At 42.4% G+C, this 15,340-nt stretch carries 19 protein-coding genes and 1 pseudogene; 1 reads left to right on the top strand and 19 read right to left on the bottom strand.

Annotation, left to right across the window (positions count from 1 at the left end; genetic code table 11):
• The 6 genes and pseudogenes from F947_RS09075 to F947_RS09050 all read right to left on the bottom strand — a co-directional run.
• Positions 1-282 (bottom strand): annotated as a pseudogene (locus F947_RS09075) (RNA-guided endonuclease InsQ/TnpB family protein); the annotation flags it as partial.
• 209 nt (positions 283-491) lie between these two features.
• Complete coding sequence (locus F947_RS14990) at positions 492-1,865, bottom strand: TRAP transporter large permease subunit (RefSeq protein WP_410468202.1); 1,374 nt, start codon at positions 1,863-1,865, stop codon at positions 492-494.
• 1,054 nt (positions 1,866-2,919) lie between these two features.
• Entirely contained in the window at positions 2,920-3,501 is a 582-nt protein-coding gene (rrtA, locus tag F947_RS09065; protein WP_004974760.1) for a rhombosortase, read from the bottom strand.
• Positions 3,502-3,604: 103 nt separating this feature from the next.
• Positions 3,605-4,651, bottom strand: coding sequence for a hypothetical protein (locus F947_RS09060; protein WP_004974758.1), 1,047 nt, complete (start codon positions 4,649-4,651; stop codon positions 3,605-3,607).
• Positions 4,652-5,096: 445 nt separating this feature from the next.
• Positions 5,097-5,519 (bottom strand): hypothetical protein, encoded by a 423-nt coding sequence (locus F947_RS09055; protein ID WP_004974754.1) that lies wholly within the window; start codon positions 5,517-5,519, stop codon positions 5,097-5,099.
• Positions 5,512-5,769, bottom strand: a complete 258-nt coding sequence (locus F947_RS09050; protein ID WP_004974752.1) for an FAD assembly factor SdhE — start codon at positions 5,767-5,769, stop codon at positions 5,512-5,514. The genes F947_RS09055 and F947_RS09050 overlap by 8 nt, the downstream gene beginning before the upstream one ends.
• Positions 5,770-5,954: 185 nt before the next feature.
• On the opposite strand from F947_RS09050, the gene F947_RS09045 reads away from it, so the two are divergent.
• Positions 5,955-7,127, top strand: coding sequence for an acyl-CoA dehydrogenase family protein (locus tag F947_RS09045; protein ID WP_004974751.1), 1,173 nt, complete (start codon positions 5,955-5,957; stop codon positions 7,125-7,127).
• Between the two features lie 75 nt (positions 7,128-7,202).
• On the opposite strand, the gene F947_RS09040 is transcribed toward F947_RS09045, so the two are convergent.
• From F947_RS09040 to rplF, 13 genes are all read right to left on the bottom strand, one after another.
• Positions 7,203-8,693, bottom strand: coding sequence for a flavin-containing monooxygenase (locus F947_RS09040; RefSeq protein WP_004974748.1), 1,491 nt, complete (start codon positions 8,691-8,693; stop codon positions 7,203-7,205).
• A gap of 201 nt (positions 8,694-8,894) precedes the next feature.
• Complete coding sequence (gene rplQ / locus F947_RS09035; protein WP_004974746.1) at positions 8,895-9,260, bottom strand: 50S ribosomal protein L17; 366 nt, start codon at positions 9,258-9,260, stop codon at positions 8,895-8,897.
• 18 nt (positions 9,261-9,278) lie between these two features.
• Positions 9,279-10,286: a DNA-directed RNA polymerase subunit alpha gene (locus F947_RS09030; protein WP_004974745.1), complete on the bottom strand. Its 1,008-nt coding sequence runs from the start codon at positions 10,284-10,286 to the stop codon at positions 9,279-9,281.
• A gap of 17 nt (positions 10,287-10,303) precedes the next feature.
• A complete protein-coding gene (gene rpsD, locus F947_RS09025; protein ID WP_004974744.1) occupies positions 10,304-10,930 on the bottom strand; it encodes a 30S ribosomal protein S4 in 627 nt (208 codons plus the stop codon).
• A gap of 12 nt (positions 10,931-10,942) precedes the next feature.
• Positions 10,943-11,329: a 30S ribosomal protein S11 gene (gene rpsK, locus F947_RS09020; RefSeq protein WP_001040166.1), complete on the bottom strand. Its 387-nt coding sequence runs from the start codon at positions 11,327-11,329 to the stop codon at positions 10,943-10,945.
• Positions 11,330-11,348: 19 nt separating this feature from the next.
• Entirely contained in the window at positions 11,349-11,705 is a 357-nt protein-coding gene (rpsM, locus tag F947_RS09015; RefSeq protein WP_004974734.1) for a 30S ribosomal protein S13, read from the bottom strand.
• 107 nt (positions 11,706-11,812) lie between these two features.
• Positions 11,813-11,929: a 50S ribosomal protein L36 gene (gene rpmJ, locus F947_RS09010; protein WP_000867907.1), complete on the bottom strand. Its 117-nt coding sequence runs from the start codon at positions 11,927-11,929 to the stop codon at positions 11,813-11,815.
• Positions 11,930-11,949: 20 nt separating this feature from the next.
• Positions 11,950-13,269 (bottom strand): preprotein translocase subunit SecY, encoded by a 1,320-nt coding sequence (gene secY / locus F947_RS09005; protein ID WP_171062591.1) that lies wholly within the window; start codon positions 13,267-13,269, stop codon positions 11,950-11,952.
• Between the two features lie 45 nt (positions 13,270-13,314).
• Positions 13,315-13,755, bottom strand: a complete 441-nt coding sequence (rplO, locus tag F947_RS09000; RefSeq protein WP_004974728.1) for a 50S ribosomal protein L15 — start codon at positions 13,753-13,755, stop codon at positions 13,315-13,317.
• A 3-nt stretch (positions 13,756-13,758) separates the two neighbouring features.
• A complete protein-coding gene (gene rpmD / locus F947_RS08995; protein WP_004786899.1) occupies positions 13,759-13,935 on the bottom strand; it encodes a 50S ribosomal protein L30 in 177 nt (58 codons plus the stop codon).
• Between the two features lie 6 nt (positions 13,936-13,941).
• The gene (gene rpsE / locus F947_RS08990) at positions 13,942-14,439 is read right to left on the bottom strand and encodes a 30S ribosomal protein S5 (protein ID WP_004974725.1); all 498 of its coding nucleotides are present in this window, start codon (positions 14,437-14,439) and stop codon (positions 13,942-13,944) included.
• Positions 14,440-14,441: 2 nt separating this feature from the next.
• Positions 14,442-14,792: a 50S ribosomal protein L18 gene (gene rplR, locus F947_RS08985; RefSeq protein ID WP_004281497.1), complete on the bottom strand. Its 351-nt coding sequence runs from the start codon at positions 14,790-14,792 to the stop codon at positions 14,442-14,444.
• 14 nt (positions 14,793-14,806) lie between these two features.
• Positions 14,807-15,340, bottom strand: a complete 534-nt coding sequence (gene rplF / locus F947_RS08980) for a 50S ribosomal protein L6 (RefSeq protein ID WP_004974722.1) — start codon at positions 15,338-15,340, stop codon at positions 14,807-14,809.

The raw sequence follows: 15,340 nt of genomic DNA, 5'->3' as shown, positions 1-15,340 counted from the left end.
TTTATTACTGACACGCCATTTTAGTTTTGCTTTTTTGAACTGCTTGCGTCTTGTGACCAATTCTTCTGTCACTGCCTGAATAGTTTGACTGTGCAAGTTGCATTCTTTCGATGTGCCTTTCGTGTATTTTGCAAGGTCGTATGCTGAAAAGAATTGTTGTTTACGTTGTAGATGCTTAAAACACAAATCATTGACATAATTCCAGACAAAATTTACTTCGGATGCTAACTGATTTAGCACCTTGCAATGTTTGTCTTTTATGCGTAATTTGAGTGTCTTCATCCAATTATTTTAACAGTATTTTTCTTAATAGTGACTATAGTACAAGTATTTAAAACGACATTTCGTGTCGTTCATATGGTTTACTCCAGTCGCTTATATCCTCGTGCTGAACCACGAGGTTTTTCGCTCCAGTGGATAAAAAAACACCCCATAGCGAACTACAGGGTGCTGTTAAATAATAAGATGACAGTGATTAAGTATCCATGTGCTTATTCATACCAGCCGAATAGCTTAAACGCATACGGTGCATAAGCAATAATCAACATCGCAGGAAGCATCACAATCATAGGCAAAATCCAACGCTCATAACGATAATAGAACGATTTATGACGAACTTCTGCATCGGCTGCAGCGACTTCTTCATCACCAATCGACTGCCTTGCCAATAAGTGATTCAGCGCTACAGGTGGCGTCACATAGCCTAGTTCAAAACCAATTAAGGTAATCATCCAGAAATGCACAGGATGAATCCCATATTGATAAGCCACAGGTGCAACCGTTGCAGAAATTAGAATCACCGCACCAAATGGATCCATAATCATGCCCACAAAAATCATCAGGGCAACAATCAGGCTAATCACAATAAAGATGCTGCTAATGTCGGTTGGGAACGCTTCCATAATTTCAATGCGTTCTAAATAGCCACCTACACTGACTGAAAGCGCCATCAAAATTACCAATGCCCCAATATGTCCCACCGTTTCACTGGTCGATAAATGCAGAGCTTTGAAGAAACCATACTGACGCAATGGTGAATCAGGTGCAGTCAATAATGAGCGCTCAGATGAAGCTGCTGTCTGTTGTGCTACAGGCTTGTGATCTAAAGTCTGATCCCACTGCCCCATCGCTGGAATAGGCGCAGGTTCATGGCGCAATTTATCAAACAACACCATCATCAATAAAATAACCGGCATCATTACAGGTGCAGTAAATTCATTCATATTGGTGTCTAAAGCATATTTATAGAACAACCAAATCAACACAAAAATGAGGATATATGGTAGTACAGGGCCAAAAGCACGTAAGGACAATGGCGCAGCTATGTTCGGTGCAGCAATGCGGAATTTATTTTCAGCAAAGAACAACGAAATCACTAAAAATAGGGTTGAAGTCAGTAGGAACACATACAAACCATAGTGATACAGCATGTCCGTTGTGACTTCTTTATTCAGCGATGCCACCACAACAATCAATAGGCATGGACGAAGCACGACCCCCATTGAACCCGACATAGCTGTTGCCGCCAGTGCAAACTGACGTCGTCCACCCGCATTCCAAACTTCTTTATAAATGATCGCACCTGCAGCAATGACAAAAATCCCCGATGCACCGGTATAAGCCGTTGGTAATGCAGCAGCAATCAGAATCAGCCAGGTTAAGGTTTCAGGTGCCAAATTCCACGGACGCAGAATATTCAGGAACAAATCCACAATTCGGGTTTGTTTGAGCAACATCCCCGCCCAAATAAACAATGCCAAGTTCAGGAAAATACTGGAGAATTCGACCAGTTGCCCCAAGTAAATCCCTTGCCCCATTGGATAATCCATCAGGATGGTAAAGGAGAAACCTGTACTAATTGCCATATAGGCATACAAAGGCACACTCAGGAAAGCAAGACCTAAACTACCGCCTTCACGGGTTGGTGCGGGTGGCTTAATGAGCTGGAATAAACTAATCAAAGTCAGAGTTGCAAACAGAATCATCCACATCCAGTAAATGACCTGTGTTTCGCCACTCATCGGTACGCCCGAATCGAGTACTGAACGATATTGACTGATACTTGACGAGGTTAAAAAACCATTCGCCACCACCATTAAGGTCGAATACACCTTAAAGTCAATTTTGGTCGCAGGGCCACGTAAACCAATGTGATGGGTTTTTAAAGTGGCACTAATTGCGGCAAAGACCACCATCAACACCAATAAAATGGCACGGTTTTCAGTACCAAATTTAAAAATGCCAAAGAAAGAGGTTTCAATGGTTCGATACATTTTCAAGCTTGGATGAGCTTGAATATGCTGAATCGCCTGATCATGAAATTGAAATTTTTCTTCACAAATTTGTTTGGCTGCCAAAATTGAAGCGCGGACATCTGACTCAGAGGCGGTGCCAAAAATATCGGCAAACTCATCAGCAGCATTGGCTTGCATTTGGGCATGTACTTGCGCATCGACATCGGGGTTGCGTTCACAGTCAGGTGCAGTGGGTTCGGCACGTAAAAATGAATATTGCATACCTGTTGCAGGGTCACCATATAGGCGTTCACCCATGCGCAACAACTGACCATGTACCATTTCACCTGTACCAATAATGAGGGTCAGTAACAACAAGATCAAAATAACGAATGTAGAAATCCATTCTGTCCATATATGTCTGAGCAAAGCCAAGCCAGACCTGCGTTGTCCGTTATTGTGCATATATTTTCCTGTTTTTATTCTGCGCAGAAACCGAGACTCTCGAATTTCTGTCTATCCTTATTCAACGGAATGTCCATCTTCCATTGAGCATTTTTGTATTCAGTTTAAATGTGCATGAGCGTCGTTATTTTTAAAATGACAATATAGATTTTCTTTTAAGTAAAAATGGTCAATTGTGAGATTTTTTGTGAGCCCTTTTTGCCATCATTTTGATGTAATTTTAATGCGGATCAATGCAATAGGCCCAAATAATATAAGCCAGTGCAAAAATTACTCCCCAAATCACCCCCAATAAATGTGCCTCAACTAATACAGGACTGCCGATTAATTCTGCTGTACCCAAACTGCCCACTGTATTTTCCCAAATCAGTTTAGATAAAATAAGCAGCAAGACCAATGTGGCAAAGCCACGTTCTTTTTTATAAAGCAAATGCACACATGCCACCGCCACATAAGCACCATGCAACACCCCAGAAAGTCCTGCATAGGCATTAATATCGGCAAGGAAGTAATAGAAACTCAGACTAATCGCTGGCGGTAGTACCAACAAAAGCGCCACAAAGTGCCATACTTTGGCATGCGGAAAAATAAAAGGTAAACAGGCAAACGCGATCATATTGAGTAAATAATGAATCCAGCCCACATGCACCCAATGCCCTGTCCATAAGCGCCAAAATTCATCCAATAAATGTGTAGACCAATAAATAAAATGCTCTGCAAAAATCTGCAAACATGCCGAAACCGACATACATGCCGCAATAAACACAATTTTTCGACTGAGAAATTGAGATGAATATTGCATAGGCGCTTGCATCCTCCAAATTATTCTTGTTATGTGCTTCGGCAAACGGATTGCCCAATCCTAAAACTTCTTGTCTATATTGAATTGGGCAATCTTGATATTTTTACAATTGAGCTGCCGTATCCTCATTAAATAAATCATCTAATTCAGATGAATCATCTTGTTCATCCCAGAAACGTTGCTGATCACCAGTACGCACACCTGTATGTTCAGTCCAGTAACGGTCTGAAATTCCTTGTACCATGCTTCCTGCCATGGCATCAATCAATTTAAATTGTGGATTTACAGGTTTTTCGTCACTGCGTGCATTAGAAAAGGCTTTGAGTGCATCGCGGATTTTGGCATCTTCACCACTGGCTTGGGCAGCAACCGCATATAAAGCGTGTGATAAACGCACGCCTTTATTTTCACCAATTTGCATCGACTGCTTTAAGGTTTGATACGGATCAGGTTTGCCATCTCCCGCACCCGGAAGCAAAGTCCAAATTACGGCACGTGTTGCCTCTGGTGCACCCCAGAATTTTTCATTATTTAAACAGGTCATGCCACGTTCAACAATCGCAGCAATGTCTTTAGGCACATGCACTGCCCCGCCTGAATTAATATCATTGGTCATGGCTTGCAAGCCGCTCAACATCCCCAACATATACACGGTTTGGTCAATATCACTGTTCATTTTTGGACAACCTTCGCCCAAAGGTTTCCGATATTTCTTTTCCCAACGATGCTGAAACAGTTGATAGCCTGTGTATTGACGCTGTGCAGCCAAAGCCGCCCAACGCTTTTGTTGAATCCGCGCATCTTGCGCTTCGCCTACTTGCCCTGCTTTTGCTGCACGTAAATAACGCAATTCAGCATCCAAAGCTTTTTCTTCGGCACAAATGCCCGCCGCCGAGTACATCAGTACCGCAACACGGGTTGGGTCTGCGCCCATATCTTTAGTCGCCATAATGGCAGGGGTTAAGGAATTACCAGAATTACACACCATTTCAGCATCTTCCATCGCTAAAATTGGTGGCACAATATGTTTTTCAGTAAATCCAAGTGCGACATTGGCACCTGTTTTGATCACTTGTGAACAACCTGATAATAATAAACTTGTGATTGCAAATACGGCCACACCCTGGCCTATTTTTTGGACTTGCGACATTTTCCTGTCCTCTATAATTGTGTTTATGTCCATTGCAACAAACATAGCAGAAGCAATATCTGAATAAAAGCGTCTACTTGCTGCTTCAGATGGATAACTTTGCCATGTTTTAAAGTGACTAAAATTGACTGAAATCTGTCATCCGACAAAATTTAGGCAAAAAAAAGTAGCATTGCGACGGTTCAGCACATGCTACTTATTAACTGATGCCCAATTCGGGCTTATCTTAAAAAATCTTTCGACTAAATTTAAATCTGCACATTTCAGGAATCTGATTTGTATTGATCTACACTTGTCTGGAATGAATATAACTAAAAATAGGGATATGTGTAATCTTTTATGCCAATATAAAATGACTGATCAGGACACGAAAAATAGATGATAATTTTATCTTTATGATACTTATAGTTTTTTATTATTATAAAAATATACAGCTGTCTGTAAATTAGAGCATTTTCGCCAATATTTTTAGAGCCTTCCATTCCGCCTTGGAAACCTGATCACACCAAATCACCAGAGGTTTAAAGGCTTGCTGAAATTCCATGACGATATAAATTTGATGATCTATCACTTGACGCAGTTGCACACGCTGAATTTCAGTTTGGCGAGCTGTGCTTTTAATCTGTTGTGATACTACACGAGGCGCGAGATAGGAAATTGACCATTCACGGTCATCTAATTGATCTAAACCAACAATTCGGTTTGCACGAACAAATTTAAAATATGTCCAGCCCATAATGACAATACATACAACGCTAAGCCATGGCTTTAACACTTGTAGTAAAAGCCAAACGATGAGTAGAGCGATCATCAGCTGAAACACTATTGCGATGACACTAGGTTTCAGCTGAAACTGCTGCTTAGCCATGCACATAATGCTTTAGTTTACGGATAAAATCTTTCAACTCAGGACGTGGTGGCTCAGACACTTCCATAAACCAATCCAATAAATCTGGGTCTTCCTGCTCAACCAAATCGGCAAACATTTGTTTTTCTTCCGCACTGGCAGTCAAATAATGATTTTTCACATACGGGTCAAAATAGACATCAATTTCCTTTAAACCACGACGGGCACGGTAAATCACTTTGCGTTCTTCTAAGCTGATGTCATCACTCATGCGGTTTCCCCATTAAAATTAAACTCAGGCTAGTTTAACCGACCCCTTTTAAAGTTTCGATGACTTTTATGCAGCATTGACCAAAAGCATCATCTTTCATTTGCAATTGAAACTTTTGCACCTTGTTGCCCCCTATAAATTCTTCTAAGGTGAATTCAAAATAACAACATCAGGAAGATAAAACCATGCAATCTGCCGCAATTCGCCCCATTGCCAATATGTTACCGCGCACCTTATTCAGTGCTGAACACGACAGTTTTCGTGATTTGGTACGAAAATTCTATTTGCAGGAAGTCATCCCCCATACTGAAAAATTTGAAGCGCAGCAGCATGTAGACCGTGAGCTATGGCGTAAAGCAGGTACTTTGGGTTTGCTGTGTAGCACCATGCCTGAAGAATATGCAGGTTCAGGGGTAGACCGCTTATACAGCATGATTTTGATTGAAGAACAAGCCTATGCAGGTGACAGTGCCACCGGTTTTTCACTGCATTCAGATATTGTCGCCAATTACATTAATAACTTTGGCACAACTGAACAAAAACAACACTGGTTACCCCGCATGGCCACAGGCGAAGTGATAACCGCGATTGCCATGACCGAACCCAGTACAGGTTCAGACTTACAAGCTGTGCGTACCTCTGCGGTATTGGATGGCGATGAATACGTGATTAATGGTTCTAAAATTTTTATTACCAACGGCTATTTGTGCGACATGGCGATTGTGGTATGTAAAACAGCGAACACAGACAAAGGTTCAGCCAATCTGTCTTTAATATTGGTAGAAGCAGACCGTGCGGGATTTAGCAAAGGCAAACCACTGAATAAAATTGGTATGAAAGGTCAGGACACTTGCGAATTATTTTTTGATAATGTCCGCGTGCCTCGCAGCAATTTATTAGGTGCAGAAGGCATGGGCTTTATCATGCTGATGAAAGAACTGGCTTGGGAACGCTTAATTGTCGCGATTATTTGCCAAGCAGGTGCAGAAGCTGCTTTTGCACATACATTGCAATATACTCAGCAACGTCAAGCCTTTGGCAAAAGTATTCATAGCTTTCAAAATACGCGCTTTAAACTGGCAGAATTACGCACCGAAATTGATTTCTGTCGTGCTTTTTTAGATCAATGTATGCAGTTACAACTTCAAGATCAGCTCAGTGTTGAAGCTGCAGCGGCCGCCAAATATAAAATTTCAGAGATGTACTCCAAAGTGGTGGATGAATGTCTACAACTGCATGGTGGTTATGGCTATATGCTTGAGTATCCAATTGCACGTGCTTACTTAGACAATCGGGCCAATCGTATTTATGCAGGCACCAATGAAATTATGAAAGAGCTGATTTCACGTTCTTTATAAAATTTCCACCTCAACATAAAAATGGCGCAAGCAATTTTAAATTTCTTGTGCCATATTATTTTTGCACCCAACGATTTAAGACACTAATTTAGGTTTACGCTGCTGTGCAGGCACAGCTTGTTTGAATTTTAAAATACCATCTTCAAAACTTGCTTGTTTTAAAGTTTTGCGATCTTCTAAGTAATTGTTGGTCACTCGCCATGGCGCATGTTTGCCTTGCTTTGGCATCACATCAGCAGCACGCGCGATATAGCCCGAACTCAAACTGCCCATCACCGTATCTTCCAATAACTCTGTTTGGTCACCTTGAGGAATTACCTCGTCATAACCTTGTCGATCCATATAATTGAGCAAACGACAAATATAATCCGCAGCCACATCCACTTTAAGCGTCCAAGAGGCATTAATATAGCCAATAATCATCGCCATATTCGGTACATCGCTGATCATCACACCTTGATATAGCATGTGCTTCGAAGTGTCTAAAGGCACACCATCAATTGTGGCTTGAATACCGCCTAGAATCTGAATATTCAAACCTGTCGCAGACACAATAATATCGGCATCCAAATGTTTACCCGATTTTAATTGCACACCTGTTTCAGTAAAACTTGCAATTTGATTGGTTTCAATCGAGGCATGCCCTTCGCGTAAAATCTTAAATAAATCACCATCAGGCACAACACATAAACGCTGATCCCACGGATTATAATGTGGCGTGAAATGCTTCATATCTACCTTGCCCTTGAGCTGCATTTGGATAGATTTCAGCAACAAAGTCCGCAGTAATTTCGGCTGTTTTTGTGCTAAAGCATAAATGGCGCGTTGCATGCCAATATTACGTACGCGCGTGATTTTGTAAGCAACATCTTCAGGCAAAACTTTACGCATTTGCTGATAAACAAAATCCATTGCAGGCACTGAAGCAATATAAGTCGGCGAGCGTTGTAGCATGGTGACATGCGCTGCACCACCTTTTGACATAGCAGGTACTAAGGTAATGGCGGTTGCACCACTACCAATAATTAAGACCTTTTTACCACGATAATCTAAATTCTCAGGCCAATGCTGTGGGTGAATAAATGTACCTTTAAACGCATGTTGATTCGGAAAGTCAGGCTGAAAACCTTGATCGTAATTGTAATAGCCTGTGCAACCTAAAACAAAATTAGCCACCCAAGTTTCAATCTGTTGCACTGCATTTTCTATACGTAACGTCCACTTACGTGTTTGAGAGTCATAATTGGCAGATAACACACGATGCTGAAAATGAATTTTTGAGTGTAAGGCTTTTTCTTGAATGACTTCTTCTAGATAGTCTTTGATAGATGCGCCATCGGCAAGTACATTGGTTTTTTTCCAAGGCTTAAAATTATAACCAAAAGTCGACATATCCGAATCTGAACGAATGCCCGGATATTGGAATAAATCCCAAGTGCCACCAAAACTTTGACGACGCTCAATAATTTCAAAAGAACGCTGTGGGCAGTTTTGACTTAAATGTGCTGCTACACCAATGCCCGAAATCCCTGCCCCAATAATTAATATATCAACCTGCTTATCCATGTTTTATTGTCCAGCTTGAATGATGTTTTTTATTAAAGCATAAATTTGACAATACACAATGTCAAGTTTAGCAAAAGTTACTAAAATTTATATCAATTCGGGACAATTTCATCATTTATTGAGATTCAATATATTTTTTTCATAAAAAAAGACCGGTAAAACCGGTCTTTTTCTGAACAACGTGCGTTATTCTTGGCGAAATTATTTAACTTCGCGATCTACAAGCTCAACGTAAGCCATCGGTGCAGCATCACCCGCACGGAAGCCCGCTTTAAGAACACGTAGATAACCGCCGTTACGCTCTTTGTAACGAGGGCCAAGAACGGTAAATAATTTACCAACAGTTGCTGCTGAACGAGTACGAGCAAACGCTAAACGACGGTTTGCTACTGTATCGTTTTTAGCTAAAGTGATTAAAGGCTCAGCAACACGACGTAATTCTTTTGCTTTAGGAACAGTTGTTTTGATTAACTCGTGTTCGAACAAAGAATTAGCCAAGTTTTGGAACATCGCTTTGCGATGGCTGCTTGTACGGCCTAATTTCACACCACTATTACGATGACGCATGGTGATAGTCCTACTTAATTAACGGCTACGATAGGCGAAACGATCGTCCATACGGAGACTAGCCGGTGGCCAGTTCTCTAAACGCATGCCGAGCTGTAAGCCTTTAGAAGCCAGAACATCTTTGATCTCTGTAAGCGATTTTTTACCCAAGTTAGGCGTTTTAAGTAGCTCAACCTCAGTACGCTGTACAAGATCACCAATGTAGTAAATATTTTCTGCTTTCAAACAGTTAGCAGAACGAACAGTAAGCTCTAGATCATCTACTGGACGAAGCAAGATTGGGTCAACTTCTTCACGAGGCTCTTGAGCAACAGGAGCTTGATCTTTCTGAAGATCAACAAAAATTGCAATTTGTTGTTGCAAGATTGTTGCCGCTTTGCGGATCGCTTCTTCTGGATCAACTGTACCATTGGTTTCAAGATCAATGATCAACTTGTCAAGGTCAGTACGTTGTTCTACACGCGCATTTTCTACGATGTAAGACACACGTTTGATAGGGCTATAAGAAGCATCTAACTGCAAACGACCTACAGGGCGAGTTTCGCCTTCTGGGAAACGTGAATCAGATGTTTCATAACCACGACCTTGAGCAACTTTCAGGCGCATTTTTAAATTGCCTGTAGCACTTAAAGTGCCAATCAAGTGTTCAGGGTTAACCACTTCAACATTATGCGGTAAACGAAGGTCTGCAGCAGTTACATCGCCTGGACCTTGTTTTTCCAATGTCAAATAAGCTTCATTTTGATCGAACAGCTTAATAGACAATCCTTTCAGGTTCAGCAAGAGCTCGACGATGTCCTGCTGCAAGCCTTCCAAAGTACTGTACTCGTGCTCGACACCTTCAATTTCAACTTCTACCACAGCTGCGCCAGGTAAAGAAGAAAGAAGGATGCGACGTAAAGCATTACCAAGAGTGTGACCAAAGCCACGCTCTAATGGTTCTAGAATAACTTTTGCCGAGGTCCCGCTTGCCGCTTCGACCTTGATCGCTTGCGGAGTAAGAAACTCATTTGCAGTACGCGTCATTATTGCTACCTCAAGGATTATTTAGAATACAATTCTACAATCAAGCTTTCGTTGATTTCAGCAGGTAAATCAGAACGATCTGGTGCAGCTTTAAACGTACCTTCAAATTTAGAATGGTCAACTTCCATCCATGAAGGGATACCACGTTGAGCAGCCAATTCAATTGCGTTTTTAATACGTAATTGTTGTTTTGCACCTTCGTGAACTGCAATTACATCACCAGCTTTAACTTGAATAGACGCAATGTTAACACGACGACCATTTAAAGTAATGCTACGGTGAGATACAAGCTGACGAGCTTCTGCACGTGTAGAACCAAAACCCATGCGATAAACAACGTTATCAAGACGGCTTTCGAGCAATTTCAACAAGTTTTCACCTGTTGCGCCTTTCACACGAGCAGCTTCTTTATAGTAGTTACTAAATTGACGCTCTAAAACACCGTACATACGACGTACTTTTTGTTTTTCACGTAATTGTAGTGAGTACTCAGATTGCTTACCACCACGAGCCCCGCCATGTTGGCCAGGAGCTTTAGCGTGTTTTTTAGTTTTGACGTCAAATGGTTTAACGCCAGATTTTAGTTGCAGGTCTGTCCCTTCGCGGCGAGAGAGTTTGCATTTTGGACCAATATAACGAGCCATGAATGTTTCTCCTTACACGCGACGTTTTTTAGGTGGACGGCAACCGTTGTGAGGGATTGGAGTCACATCGGTAATGCTGTTAATTTTATAACCCACTGCACCTAATGCACGAACCGCAGACTCACGACCTGGACCAGGACCTTTAACAAGGACGTCCAAGTTTTTCAAACCGTAATCTAAAGCAGCTTTACCAGCAACTTCAGCAGCTACCTGAGCAGCGAACGGAGTTGATTTACGTGATCCACGGAAGCCTTGTCCACCTGAGGTAGCCCAAGCCAGTGCATTACCTTGACGATCGGTAATGGTCACAATGGTGTTATTAAAAGAAGCGTGAATGTGTGCAACACCTTCAGAGACGGTACGAGTGACCTTCTTGCGTGTGCGAGTATCTTTAGCCATCTTTTAGCTTCCAGAAATCTTATTTCTTAATCGGTTTGCGCGGACCTTTACGGGTACGTGCGTTAGTTTTGGTGCGTTGACCACGGACAGGCAAGCTGCGACGATGACGAAGACCGCGGTAGCAGCCTAAATCCATTAAACGTTTAATGTTCATGGAAATTTCGCGACGTAAGTCACCTTCGGTCGGAACCTTAGCAACTTCTGCACGAATCGCATCAAGCTGAGCGTCATCTAATTCACGGATCTTTGTTGTTGGTGCGATACCAGCAGCAGCTAAGATAGTCTTAGCAGTGTGGCGACCAATACCAAAGATATAAGTGAGAGAGATAACAGCGTGCTTGTTATCCGGAATGTTTACACCGGCAATACGAGCCATTCAATTTTCTCCAAAAAGGCAGTTAAGATAATCAACCGCCCCACAAAAATCTTGAGGGGCGGATAATAACCTAATTAGCCTACTGAAATCAACAGGTCTTAATCAAATTAACCTTGACGCTGCTTATGACGAGGTTCTGCGCTGCAAATTACGCGAATAACCCCATTACGACGGATAACTTTGCAGCTACCACAAATTTTCTTTACAGAAGCTTGTACTTTCATGATGAAACCTCTAAGTGCGCTTATCCCTTAGGATGAGCAGTCGTTTTTCTCATTAACGTTTGATTATCGTACTGGTGCGAGGTGAGATGTGCTTGAAGCTGAGCCATAAAGTCCATCACAACCACTACAACGATTAATAATGATGTGCCACCTAAGCTAAATGGAATTCCAAATGAGCTTTGTAGAATCATCGGCATTAAGCAGACTACAGTGATGTAAATCGCGCCAATAAAGGTCAAACGACTGAGAATATGATCTAAGTAACGAGCAGTTTGCTCACCTGGGCGAATACCAGGCACATAAGCTCCGCTGCGTTTCAAGTTTTCCGAAACTTCTTTAGGGCTGAAAACCAGCGCAGTGTAGAAGTAACAGAAAAAGATAATTAACGCACCAAAGAGCACCAAATACAACGGTTGTCCAGGCGACAATACCAATGCCAAGTCTTGTAGACTACGCTTGATTAATCCAGCACTAGGATCCGCACTGCCGACCCATTGACCTAAGCTCGCTGGGAACAAAAGCAATGAACTGGCAAAAATTGCTGGAATCACACCTGCCATATTAATTTTTAATGGCAAATGCGTTTGCTGAGCAGTAAATACACGACGACCTTGTTGTTTTTGAGCATAGTTTACTGGAATACGACGCTGCGCCTTCTCAATAAACACAATTGCTGCAAGTACACCCAAAGACAATAAACCAAAAATTGCCAAACCAATCAGGCTTGACTGGCCACTATCAATAGATGTGAAGGATTGCATAATTAAATTAGGCAAGCCTGCAACAATACCTGCGAAAATGATCATGGAAATACCATTGCCCACTCCGCGTTCGGTAATTTGTTCACCCAACCACATTAAGAACATTGTGCCTGCAACCAAAGAGGTCACAGCTGGAACGTAAAAAGCCAGACCTGACGTTAAGGTAATACCTTGACCAATCAGACCTGCACACATCCCAATCGCTTGCACAAGTGCAAGAAACAATGTGCCTTGGCGCGTATATTGATTAATTTTGCGTTTGCCTTGCTCGCCTTCTTTTTTCAAAGCTTCAAGCGAAGGAACCACGGTAGACATCAACTGTACGATAATCGAAGCAGAAATGTATGGCATGATCCCTAAAGCAAGAATCGACATCCGCTCTAATGCACCACCCGAAAACATGTTAAACAAACCAAGGATTGTACCTTGGTTTGCATTAAACAATTGTTCAAGTGCGGCATTATTAATGCCTGGTACTGGAATATGCGCTCCTAGTCGAAATACCAACAACGCACCAATGAGAAACATCATTCGGCGTATAATTTCACGGTATTTCACGTGAAATGGTTGGCCTTTCATCATGTGAACATGACCTGAAGAACTAGGAGACATAGACACTGGGGATTACTCCTCGACTTTACCGCCAGCCGCTTCAACAGCAGCTTTAGCGCCTTTAGTCACAGCAACACCTTGAATAGTGAATGCGCGAGTAATTTCACCAGAAAGTACGATACGAGCACGAGCCATATCTTTACGTACAACGTTCGCTGCTTTTAAAGTTTCAAGGCTAACGATGTCGCCTTCCACTTTAGCAAGCTCAGATAAACGTACTTCAGCAGTTTTCAAAGCGATTTGGCTAGTGAAACCGAATTTAGGTAAACGACGATATAACGCAGTTTGACCACCTTCGAATCCAGGACGTGTACCACCGCTCTTACGTGAGTTTTGACCTTTGATACCACGACCACCAGTCTTACCAACGCCAGAACCGATACCACGGCCTAGACGACGGGCTTCACGCTTAGCACCTTCTGCAGGTGCAAGTTCATTTAAACGCAGAGTCATGGCTTATTCCTCTACACTAACCATATAGTAGACTTGGTTGATCATACCACGGTTAGAAGGCGTATCTTGCACTTCTACAGTATGACCAATACGACGCAGACCTAAACCTTTAAGGCTAAGCTTGTGATTTTTCAAGCGGTGCGATGCAGATTTAGTCTGGGTAACTTTAATCGTTTTCATGATTGATTACCCTTGAATTTGTTCTACTGAAAGACCACGTTTCGCAGCAACCTTTTCAGGAGTTGTCATGTCACGCAAACCGTTAAAAGTTGCGTTCACTACGTTTGCAGCGTTAGTAGAACCACGGCATTTAGTCAATACGTTACGTACACCTGCAGCTTCTAAAACTGCACGCATAGAACCACCCGCAATTACACCAGTACCTTCAGATGCTGGTTGCATGTAAACACGGCTTGCACCATGACGCGCATGAATCGGGTGTTGTAAAGTACCATCTGCCAATTCGATAGTGATCATGTTACGACGTGCAGCTTCAAGTGCTTTAGAAATAGCAGCTGGAACTTCACGTGCTTTACCACGACCAAAACCTACGCGACCATTACCATCACCCACAACAGTTAATGCTGTGAAAGAGAAGATACGACCACCTTTAACAACTTTGGCTACGCGATCAACGGCAACCAGCTTTTCAACAAGACCTTCGTTTTGTTCAACTTTAGCCATGATTAGAACTCCAAGCCGTTTTCACGAGCAGCATCAGCCAAGGCTTTGATACGACCATGATATTTAAAACCAGAACGGTCAAACGCAACTTTAGTTACGCCAGCTGCTTTCGCGCGTTCTGCAATTAAAGCACCTACTTTTTGAGCTGCTTCAACGTTACCAGTTGTACCAGCACGTAAAGTAGCATCTAAAGTTGAAGCTTGCGCTAAAACTTTGCCACCATCTGCTGAAATAACTTGAGCATAGATGTGACGCGGCGTGCGGTTTACACACAAACGAGTCGCACCCAATGCACGGATGTGCAAGCGTGTGCTTTTCGCACGACGCAAACGGGATTGTTTCTTTTCGTTCATAAGAACCTCGCGCCTTATTTCTTCTTAGCTTCTTTACGAAGAACAACTTCATCCGAATAACGAACACCTTTACCTTTATATGGCTCTGGTGGACGGTATCCACGGATATCCGCAGCAACTTGACCTAAAGCTGCTTTATCAGCAGATTTAAGGATAATTTCAGTTGCAGTTGGAGTTTCTGCAGTCACACCTTCAGGAAGGGTGTAATCGATTGGGTGTGAAAAACCAAGGTTAAGGTTAACAACGTTACCTTTTACCGCAGCTTTATAACCAACACCAATCAATTGCAACTTACGTTCGAAGCCTTCGCTCACACCTTTTACAAGGTTGTTAAGCACAGCGCGAGCAGTACCAGCTTGCATCCAAGCGTCTTTCGACTCAGCTTTAGGAGCAATAGCTAAAATACCGTCTTCCTGTTTTAGCTCGACCAGCGCATGCAGGTTGAAAGACAATGTACCTTTGCTGCCTTTCACTTCGACCTGCCGGCCGTTCTGAGTAACTGTAACACCGTTAGGTACAGTTACTGGGGCTTTAGCCACACGAGACAT

This window comes from Acinetobacter towneri DSM 14962 = CIP 107472 (assembly GCF_000368785.1).
Classification (GTDB): domain Bacteria; phylum Pseudomonadota; class Gammaproteobacteria; order Pseudomonadales; family Moraxellaceae; genus Acinetobacter; species Acinetobacter towneri.
This window is presented reverse-complemented; position numbering and strand designations above follow the sequence as displayed.